The 8,762-nt window shown below is 32.6% G+C and carries 8 protein-coding genes; 7 read left to right on the plus strand and 1 reads right to left on the minus strand.

What is annotated here, in order from left to right; translation table 11 throughout:
- Positions 1 to 50: 50 nt before the first annotated feature.
- The 6 genes from K5R64_RS06365 to K5R64_RS06390 all read left to right on the plus strand — a co-directional run bounded on the left by K5R64_RS06365 (position 51) and on the right by K5R64_RS06390 (position 7,629).
- Positions 51 to 962 (plus strand): FecR family protein, encoded by a 912-nt coding sequence (locus K5R64_RS06365; RefSeq protein WP_220761932.1) that lies wholly within the window; start codon positions 51 to 53, stop codon positions 960 to 962.
- Entirely contained in the window at positions 952 to 3,486 is a 2,535-nt protein-coding gene (locus tag K5R64_RS06370) for a TonB-dependent receptor plug domain-containing protein (RefSeq protein WP_220761934.1), read from the plus strand. Before K5R64_RS06365 ends, K5R64_RS06370 begins: the two co-directional genes overlap by 11 nt.
- A 262-nt stretch (positions 3,487 to 3,748) precedes the next feature.
- A complete protein-coding gene (locus K5R64_RS06375; protein ID WP_220761936.1) occupies positions 3,749 to 5,302 on the plus strand; it encodes a bifunctional response regulator/alkaline phosphatase family protein in 1,554 nt (517 codons plus the stop codon).
- 193 nt (positions 5,303 to 5,495) lie between these two features.
- The gene (gene tsaE / locus K5R64_RS06380; protein ID WP_220761937.1) at positions 5,496 to 5,903 is read left to right on the plus strand and encodes a tRNA (adenosine(37)-N6)-threonylcarbamoyltransferase complex ATPase subunit type 1 TsaE; all 408 of its coding nucleotides are present in this window, start codon (positions 5,496 to 5,498) and stop codon (positions 5,901 to 5,903) included.
- Between the two features lie 110 nt (positions 5,904 to 6,013).
- Positions 6,014 to 7,213, plus strand: a complete 1,200-nt coding sequence (locus tag K5R64_RS06385) for an alanine dehydrogenase (protein ID WP_220761960.1) — start codon at positions 6,014 to 6,016, stop codon at positions 7,211 to 7,213.
- A gap of 38 nt (positions 7,214 to 7,251) precedes the next feature.
- On the plus strand, positions 7,252 to 7,629 hold the full coding sequence (locus tag K5R64_RS06390; RefSeq protein ID WP_220761938.1) for a DUF4258 domain-containing protein: 378 nt from the start codon (positions 7,252 to 7,254) through the stop codon (positions 7,627 to 7,629).
- Positions 7,630 to 7,704: 75 nt separating this feature from the next.
- On the opposite strand, the gene K5R64_RS06395 is transcribed toward K5R64_RS06390, so the two are convergent.
- The gene (locus K5R64_RS06395) at positions 7,705 to 8,373 is read right to left on the minus strand and encodes a hypothetical protein (RefSeq protein ID WP_220761939.1); all 669 of its coding nucleotides are present in this window, start codon (positions 8,371 to 8,373) and stop codon (positions 7,705 to 7,707) included.
- 81 nt (positions 8,374 to 8,454) lie between these two features.
- On the opposite strand from K5R64_RS06395, the gene K5R64_RS06400 reads away from it, so the two are divergent.
- On the plus strand, positions 8,455 to 8,712 hold the full coding sequence (locus K5R64_RS06400; RefSeq protein ID WP_255580313.1) for a transposase: 258 nt from the start codon (positions 8,455 to 8,457) through the stop codon (positions 8,710 to 8,712).
- The last annotated feature ends 50 nt before the right edge of the window (positions 8,713 to 8,762 follow it).

The raw sequence follows: 8,762 nt of genomic DNA on the forward strand, positions 1-8,762 counted from the left end.
AGTAGGGTAATTTAATTGTGAGTTGTCTTACTACTATAGAAGGGAAAATTATGAAAAATGATGAGAAAATAGTAAAATGGCTTAACGGCGAACTTTCTAATCAAGAAATCGAAGCGTTAAAAAAAACGGATGATTTTAAATTATACGAAAAAATAGCCCATTACAGTGCGCACTTGGAGACTCCAATTGTGGACGCTGAAGAAGCTTTGGCCGCATTCCAAAAAAGAGAAAAAAACAAGAAAAAAAGCAAAGTAATCGCTTTTGATAAACCGCTTTGGTTTTCAATGGCCGCTGCTTTTATCGTATTACTTACAACAGCTTATTTTTTATTCTACAATCGCACCACTGTATTTGAAACTCAGGTGGCACAAACTCAAACTTTTCGTTTACCCGATGATTCTGAAGTAATTTTGAATGCCGATTCTAAAATTAGCTTTAAAAAACAAGAATGGGAGGAAAATCGTGATTTAGTTCTTGAAGGTGAAGCTTATTTTGAGGTACAAAAAGGCAAAACTTTTAGCGTAAATACTGCTGACGGAATCGTAAAGGTATTAGGAACTCATTTCAATGTAAAACAACGTCAAGACTATTTTGAAGTACGCTGTTATGAAGGTTTAGTGAGTGTAACACATCAAAACAATACTATTTTATTACCTCAAGGAAAAACGTTTAGGCTCATCAACAACCAGATTGAAAATGTAGCTGATTTTACCGTTTCATCTCCTTCATGGTTACAACAAGAATCTAGTTTTGAAAGCATTCCGTTGTCTCAGGTAATCAGTGAGCTAAAACGTCAATATGATTTAAAAATCACTACTAAAGATATTGATACCTCTGTATTATTTACAGGAACATTCACCCATAAAAACACTACAATAGCCTTAGAAGCTATTACTATACCGTTACAAATTCGTTATAAAATAGAAGGCAAAACCGTTATATTTTACAAACATGCAAATTAATAGATGGCTTATTTTTCTGTTTCTATTGTTAGGTTTTGGCACTTATGGACAAAATCCAGCCACTAAAATACCACTTGAAAATTACATCAAACAGGTTGAAACCAAATTTGATGTAAAATTCTCGTATGCAGTAGCTGATGTCGCCGAGGTAAAATTATTTCCTCCCCAAACCAAACAAACACTACAAGAAGTAATCGAATATTTAAACACGCATACTGTTTTAAATTTCAAATCTTTAGATAACAGGTATATTACTGTTACCAAAGCCAATAAAAGAATCACCATTTGCGGAACTCTTTATACCTCAGATACCAAGATGGTTTTGGCTGGCGCATCTATAGCTATTAATGGAATTGTAAAAACAACGACAAACAACCAAGGCTTTTTCACCATCGAAAATACAAATCCTGAGGCCATTGTATTGATAACATACTTAGGATACGAAAATCAACAAATACTTGCCAGTGATTTTTTGAATTCTGATTCTTGTAAAAAAATCGTTTTAAAACCAATGCAACAGGAATTAAACCCTGTTTTAATTAATGTTTATTTAACCGCTGGTTTACAAAAATACATTGATGGGAGCATTGTACTTAATACCAAAAAATTTGAAATTTTGCCTGGTTTAGTACAACCAGATGTTCTACAATCCATCCAAGTATTACCCGGTGTTGAGAGTACAAATGAAAGCATTGCAAATATTAATGTTAGAGGAGGAACAAACGATCAAAATGCCATGTTTTGGGACAATATAAAAATGTACCATTCAGGACATTTTTTTGGTTTAATATCGGCCTACAATCCAAATTTAACGAACCAAGTTGTAGTGACCAAAAACGGAACTTCAGCTGCTTATAGTGACGGTGTTTCCAGTACGATTTCCATGTTTACCAAAGATGATGTTAGCTCAAAGTTTTCAGGAGGTATCGGGGTCAATTTGATTGATACAGATGCTTTTATCGAAATTCCTTTGGCTAAAAAATGGTCCATTCATCTTTCAGGACGACGCTCTTTTACGGATTTTTTAGACACTCCCACTTTCACAAATTATTTTGAACGTAGTTTTCAAGATTCAGAAATCAAAGCCAAACCCAATCCGCAAGATTACACGACCAAATCGGATTTTTATTTTTATGACTACACCGCCAAACTGTTGTTTGACTTAAATGAGAATCATCAATTAAGAGCCAATATTATTGGTATTCAAAATGATTTAGCCTATACTGAAAATAATTTTCAGCAAAATCAAGTGGATACAAAATCTAGTTCTTTAGGTCAAAAAAACCTAGGAGCAGGATTGAATTGGAAAGGAAAATGGAACGAAAAATGGGAAACCGAATTCAATACCTATTATTCAAAATATACCATTAACGCTACGGATTACCGCCTACAAACAGATCAATTACTGACCGAAACCAATGAGGTTTTAGAAACTGGAACCAAATTAAATGCCACTTATAAAGCCTTCGAAAGACTTGAGTTTTTAACAGGGTACCAAGTCACTGAAACAGGTATGCTCAATCAAACTACCGTGAGTGCCCCAACTTACAGCAGTACCAAAAAAAATGTTTTATTAAGTCAAGCTTTGTTTAGTGAGATGGAACTTCATTATCCAAAAACATTTTTAAGAATGGGTGTTCGGGTGAATTACTTTGACAAATTCAACAAATTCATTGTTGAACCAAGACTTAATTTCAGACAAGTTTTAGCCACATCATGGGCACTTAAGATGGAAGGAGAATTTAAAAACCAAATTGCCACTCAAATAATTGATTTTGAAGATGATTTTTTAGGTGTTGAAAAAAGAAGATGGGTCGTAGTTAACAATTCCTCTATACCTATTGCAACCAGCAAGCAAGCCTCTATAGGTATCGAATTCAAAAAAAACAATCTCACAATTGATGCAACAAGCTTTTATAAAATTGTTAATGGTATTACTGCTTCGAATCAAGGGTTTTACAACAATTTTCAGTACAAAAATGCCAATGGCAGTTATACTGTTAAAGGGGCAGAGTTTTTAATTAATAAAACCGCTCAAAGCTATAGCGTTTGGACCAGTTATACTTGGAGTAAAAATGATTACACCTTTGAGAGTTTTACTCCTTCACAATTCCCTAATAATGTAGATATCCGACATTCGGTTACGTTTGGTTTTAATTATAACCTTTTAAAAAACCTTAGTTTGTCAGTTGGAGGAATTTGGCACAGCGGACATCCTTACACTTCCCCTGTCCTAGGCAACGAAACCACTCAAACTGGCAATACTATTGTTGTCAATTATGACACTCCCAATACTAAAAACTTAGATGATTTTAAACGATTGGACATGTCTGTAAGTTATAAATTCCCTTTTTCATCCACAATCAAAGGAATTTTGCGTGCAGGAATCATTAATATGACTGACGAAAAAAACAGTATCAGTCGTTATTACAAAGTAAACCCCTCCAACACTAATCAAGCAATTGAGGTCAATAACACCTCACTAGGTTTAACACCCAATCTCAGTTTTAGAGTTAATTTTTAGTTACACTAACGATTAACTTTTTTGAAATTTTTTTATACTTTTAATCATAAAGTAGCGTTACTACTCCCAATTACTTTTTTATCCATTCCAAAGTTTAGTTTTTTTTAGGTCACAAAAATCGAATTACAAAAGCTCATTTTTGTAAAACAAATACATCCTAATTATTTTCATTTTTTATAAAAATATTAGGAACATTAGACTTTAAAAAAATGTAAATTGGCACATTCATTGCTAATTATTCTGGCAAATTTAAATCAACGATATGGACAAAATAAAAATATTATGGGTAGATGACGAAATTGATTATCTAAAGCCCCACATCCTTTTTTTAGAGAAAAAAAACTACAGTGTAACGACATGTAATAATGGTCGTGATGCCATCGAAATATTTGAAAACGAAAATTTTGACATCGTATTTCTAGACGAAAACATGCCAGGAATGAGTGGACTCGAAACCCTTTCGGAAATGAAAGAAAAAAAGTCGGCCGTTCCTATGATAATGATTACCAAAAGCGAGGAAGAATATATTATGGAAGAAGCCATAGGTTCTAAAATCGCTGATTATCTTATCAAACCAGTCAATCCTAATCAAATTTTATTAAGTTTAAAAAAGAACCTAGACCATTCTAGACTTATTTCTGAAAAAACAACCTTGGATTATCAAAAAGAATTTCGGAAAATAGCAATGGAAATGGCTATGGTGAATTCTTATGAAGATTGGATTGAATTGTATAAAAAATTGATCTTTTGGGAACTCAATTTAGAAAATATCAATGATCAAGCGATGATTGAAATTTTGGAATCTCAAAAAGTTGAAGCGAATTCTCAATTTGGAAAATTTATTGAACGAAATTATGAAGACTGGTTTGAACCAAAAGCTGATAAACCCATACAATCGCATACTTTATTCAAAGAACTTGTAGTTCCTGAATTAGTCAAAAAAGAGAAACCAGTACTTTTTATAGTCATTGACAATTTACGTTATGACCAATGGAAAGCCTTTGAAGATGTAGTGGCCAACTATTACAAACTAGAAAAAGAAGTACCCTACTACTCCATCCTGCCTACCGCTACTCAATATGCACGAAATGCAATTTTCTCAGGCTTATTACCAGTGGATATGGAAAAAAAATTTCCTCAATATTGGAAAAACGATCCTGACGAAGGCGGAAAAAACTTATATGAAGCCGAATTTTTATCCGCTCAATTAAAACGTTTGGGACTTAATATCAAAGAAGATTATTTTAAAATTACCAATCTAGCAGGTGGAAAAAAATTAGTCGAAAATTTTAAAGCTTTCAAAAACAATGATTTGGTCACCATCGTTTACAATTTTGTGGACATGCTTTCTCATGCCAAAACAGAGATGGATGTGGTAAAAGAACTAGCTTCAGATGACAAAGCGTATCGTTCATTAACTTTAAGTTGGTTTAAAAATTCTCCGTTGTTAGAAATCATTCAACAAGCGCAACTCCTTGGTTTTAAACTGATTTTAACCACTGACCACGGAACTATAAATGTCAAAAATCCGTCCAAAGTAGTAGGAGATAAAAATACCAGTTTGAACCTTCGCTACAAAACAGGTCGAAGCCTCACTTATGAACAAAAGGATGTTTATGCCGTGAAAGACCCTAAAAAAATTGGTTTACCTATCATAAATATGACGAGTTCTTATATTTTTGCTAAAAATGACTTGTTCTTGGCTTATGTAAACAATTACAACCATTATGTAGGATATTATAAAAACACTTATCAACACGGTGGAATTTCATTAGAAGAAATGATTATCCCTTGTTTGGTTTTTAATCCTAAATAATTCCATTTTCAAGACTATTTCATTTTAAAAAAAATAACCGCAGATTCACAAATTATATTTAATTAAGGATATGTAAATTTGCATTAATTCCGCTTAAAGCGGTTTTTTTAGAATCTAATATTTTATATAAATTAGCAAATCTTCGGTTAAAAATCATACGTTTATCCTGATTTGATTCTTAAACAAAAACGAAATGGAATTCATATTTTCTTTAAACGAAATAGAGACGGTTGCTCAAAAAGTACTGCATGCAAAACCTAACGAAATCATTCTTTTTTATGGAGAAATGGGTGCAGGTAAAACAACTTTTATCAAAGCATTATCAAAAAAACTTGGGGTTACGGCCAATACCAGTAGCCCCACTTTTTCATTAGTAAACGAATACGAAGCCGCTCACAATCAATTAGTTTATCATTTTGATTTTTATCGACTAAAAAATGAAATGGAAGCCTTGGATATGGGAGTTGATGAGTATTTATATTCAGGTCATTGGTGTTTTATCGAATGGGCTGAAAACATTCCTAACCTGATACCTGAAATTCATTCAGTAATTACGATTAAAGCATTACCTGATGGTAAACGTATTTTAGAATTACGCTAAAAAAACATCTAAGCCTAAAAATAACAATTGGTTATTTATAGTCTTGGATATGGCTTAATTTTAATCTTTTTACGTAATTTTACTTTTAAATTATCACCTTAACAATGTCAATAAGCGTAGCAATTACACCATTTACTAAAGAACAGTTACTTCCACAAGAAGAAAAACTAGAGGTAACAAAACGAAAAAGTCAGCTTTTTATTGGTGTCCCTAGCGAGACCAGTTATCAAGAAAGACGTATTTGTTTGACTCCTGATGCCGTAAACTCACTTACTCATCACGGTCATCGCGTAATGATTGAATCAGGTGCAGGTGAAAGTTCGAGTTACACTGACAAAGAATATAGTGATGCAGGAGCAGAAATAACCCATGATACACGCAAAGTATTTGGTTGTCCTATTGTACTGAAAGTTGGAGCTCCTACCCTAGAAGAAATAGAGATGATGAACAACAAATCTATATTAATTTCTTCAATCCAATTAAAAACAAAAAGCAAAGCTTATTTTGAAGCTTTAAGCAAGAAAAAAATAACAGCACTAGCCTTTGAATATGTAAAAGATCAAGACGGTTCATATCCTGCTGTTCGTTCTTCGAGTGAAATAGCAGGGACGGCTTCTATATTAATTGCAGCCGAATTAATGATTACCAATGATTTTGGAAAAGGGTTGCTTTTTGGAAACATTACAGGTGTTTCACCTACAGATGTGGTTATCATTGGGGCTGGAACCGTAGCCGAATTTGCGGCTAAAACAGCCATAGGTTTAGGGGCTAATGTAAAAGTGTTTGACAACTCTATTACCAAGCTAAGAAGACTACAAAACACCTTGAGCCAGAGAATATTTACTTCAACCATTCAAACCAAAGCATTAACCAAAGCGTTGCGTCGTTGCGACGTGGCTATTGGTGCATTGCGAGGTGTGGACCGTTGCCCGATTGTAGTCACTGAAACTATGGTGGAACACATGAAAAAAGGTGCTGTAATCGTGGATGTGAGTATAGATACAGGTGGTTGCTTTGAAACCTCTGAAGTTACCACACATGAAAAGCCAACATTCATCAAGAGCAATGTATTGCACTATTGTGTCCCAAACATTGCTTCAAGATATTCTAAAACAGCCTCCCTTTCCATCAGCAATATTATCACACCTTACTTGATGCAAATTGCCGAAGATGGCGGAATTGAATCGGCTATTCGTTGTGATGCAGGACTCAAAAATGGTGTGTATCTCTATCATGGTATTTTGACCAATAAAGCAATAGGAGATTGGTTCAATTTACCCAACAACGATATCAATTTAATTGTATTTTAAACAATCTTTATTTTACCTTTGCCTCAAAATAAAAATACATGAAATTTTTTCAACGTTTTGCCTACTATTTGGTAGGATTAGTTATTGGTCTTTTCTTTGTTGGTTTAGTATTTAGCGGTAAAGATACTCGATGCAATTATTTCCCAAATGCACGTGTGCTGAATGATCTTCGCAACAAACCTTTTCATTACTCTGAAAAGGCATCTGCTGTTTTAGCTGAATCTTGGATCGATACGATTGATATCAAAAACACGCTTCAATTTGGAGATGTTGATTTTGATAAAAGCAATACCGATTTTGGTAGTACAAAGAAATTATATTTCATTGAAGGTAAAACAATGAATAACCAAGCAATTATTTTAAAAGTAAGCAATACTGCTGAAAATGCTACTCTTGAAGAAATTATTAAAAAATAAAATTCTATTTTTTTTGAATAAAAAACAAACGAGGTTGCTAAATGCAACCTCGTTTGTTTTAATATCTAAGAATCGTTACTTTAATTTTTTAATTCTTTTCTTAACATAACTAACCTTTTTAGTAAGATCTACATATTGTGGAACCGATGTGATATCCTCGTAATCTTTATAATTCATGATTTCCTCAGGAAATAATAAATTGTTATTTTTATAGTAACTCAACAAATACCAACCTCTATTTAACCACATTTTATTAAGTTTGTCATTAAAATCATCATGTAGCTTGGTGTATTCGTCAAACTTTTCTCTTTTTAGGTCATTGCTCAATTTTGTATATTTAGTATAGTAAGCATTTCGTTCTGATTCAGTTGCAAAACGCGGACGATAATTAATCCTATGTTCTTTGATTTCAAATGAATTTTTATCTTCAAAATCCGTAAAACGTTTTACAGCATTACTCCAAGTCTTTTTGAATTCATCATCTTTTGGAGCACTTTCCATTAACGAAACCATCTTTTTGTCTGAAATAGAAGCTAAAGAATACCGACTTTTTCCATTTTCAACATTCTTTAAATAAAAACCAAATTTATAATAACTCAATTCATTTAGTAATTTTTTCTCCGCATACTCCAAATCCGTTAGACTCATTTGTCCATATTCCTGAACAATTTTTGATGAAGTACAACCTACTAAAACAACTAATATCAATAGCAATAAATGGCTTTTTCGAAAATAACGTTTCATTTGTGATTTTTTTATATTTAAACTCAATTAACTACGTCAAAACTAACAAAAAAAATCTCACATAAAAATATCTTAATAATTATTTTAAATTATAACTCAAAAAAAGAATCAGGGTTTGAAAACTTCAATATTGTCCTCAATACTATAAAGATTAATTACCAATCAATACTAAACTACTTTGACAATAGAAGCACGAATGCTTCAGCAGAGTCTTTCAATGCAAAAATCAAAGCTTTTAGAGCGCAATTTAGAGGTGTTAGAAAAATTGATTTTTTCCTGTTTAGATTATCCAATCTTGGATCAGGAACAAAACTTGGGGAGGATTTAATAAAAATATAGATATTTGCTAAAAACAAATTAGCGTGGAATCCTATCTGGAATTATTAAAA

Source organism: Flavobacterium sp. UMI-01 (assembly GCF_019656315.1).
Classification (GTDB): domain Bacteria; phylum Bacteroidota; class Bacteroidia; order Flavobacteriales; family Flavobacteriaceae; genus Flavobacterium.

Excerpts from the sequence above, each read along its gene's own strand:
- K5R64_RS06395 (WP_220761939.1), bottom strand. The coding sequence starts at position 8,373 with ATGAAACGTTATTTTCGAAAAAGCCATTTATTGCTATTGATATTAGTT.
- K5R64_RS06370 (WP_220761934.1), top strand. The coding sequence starts at position 952 with ATGCAAATTAATAGATGGCTTATTTTTCTGTTTCTATTGTTAGGTTTT.
- tsaE (WP_220761937.1), top strand. The coding sequence starts at position 5,496 with ATGGAATTCATATTTTCTTTAAACGAAATAGAGACGGTTGCTCAAAAA.
- K5R64_RS06365 (WP_220761932.1), top strand. The coding sequence starts at position 51 with ATGAAAAATGATGAGAAAATAGTAAAATGGCTTAACGGCGAACTTTCT.
- K5R64_RS06375 (WP_220761936.1), top strand. The coding sequence starts at position 3,749 with ATGGACAAAATAAAAATATTATGGGTAGATGACGAAATTGATTATCTA.
- K5R64_RS06390 (WP_220761938.1), top strand. The coding sequence starts at position 7,252 with ATGAAATTTTTTCAACGTTTTGCCTACTATTTGGTAGGATTAGTTATT.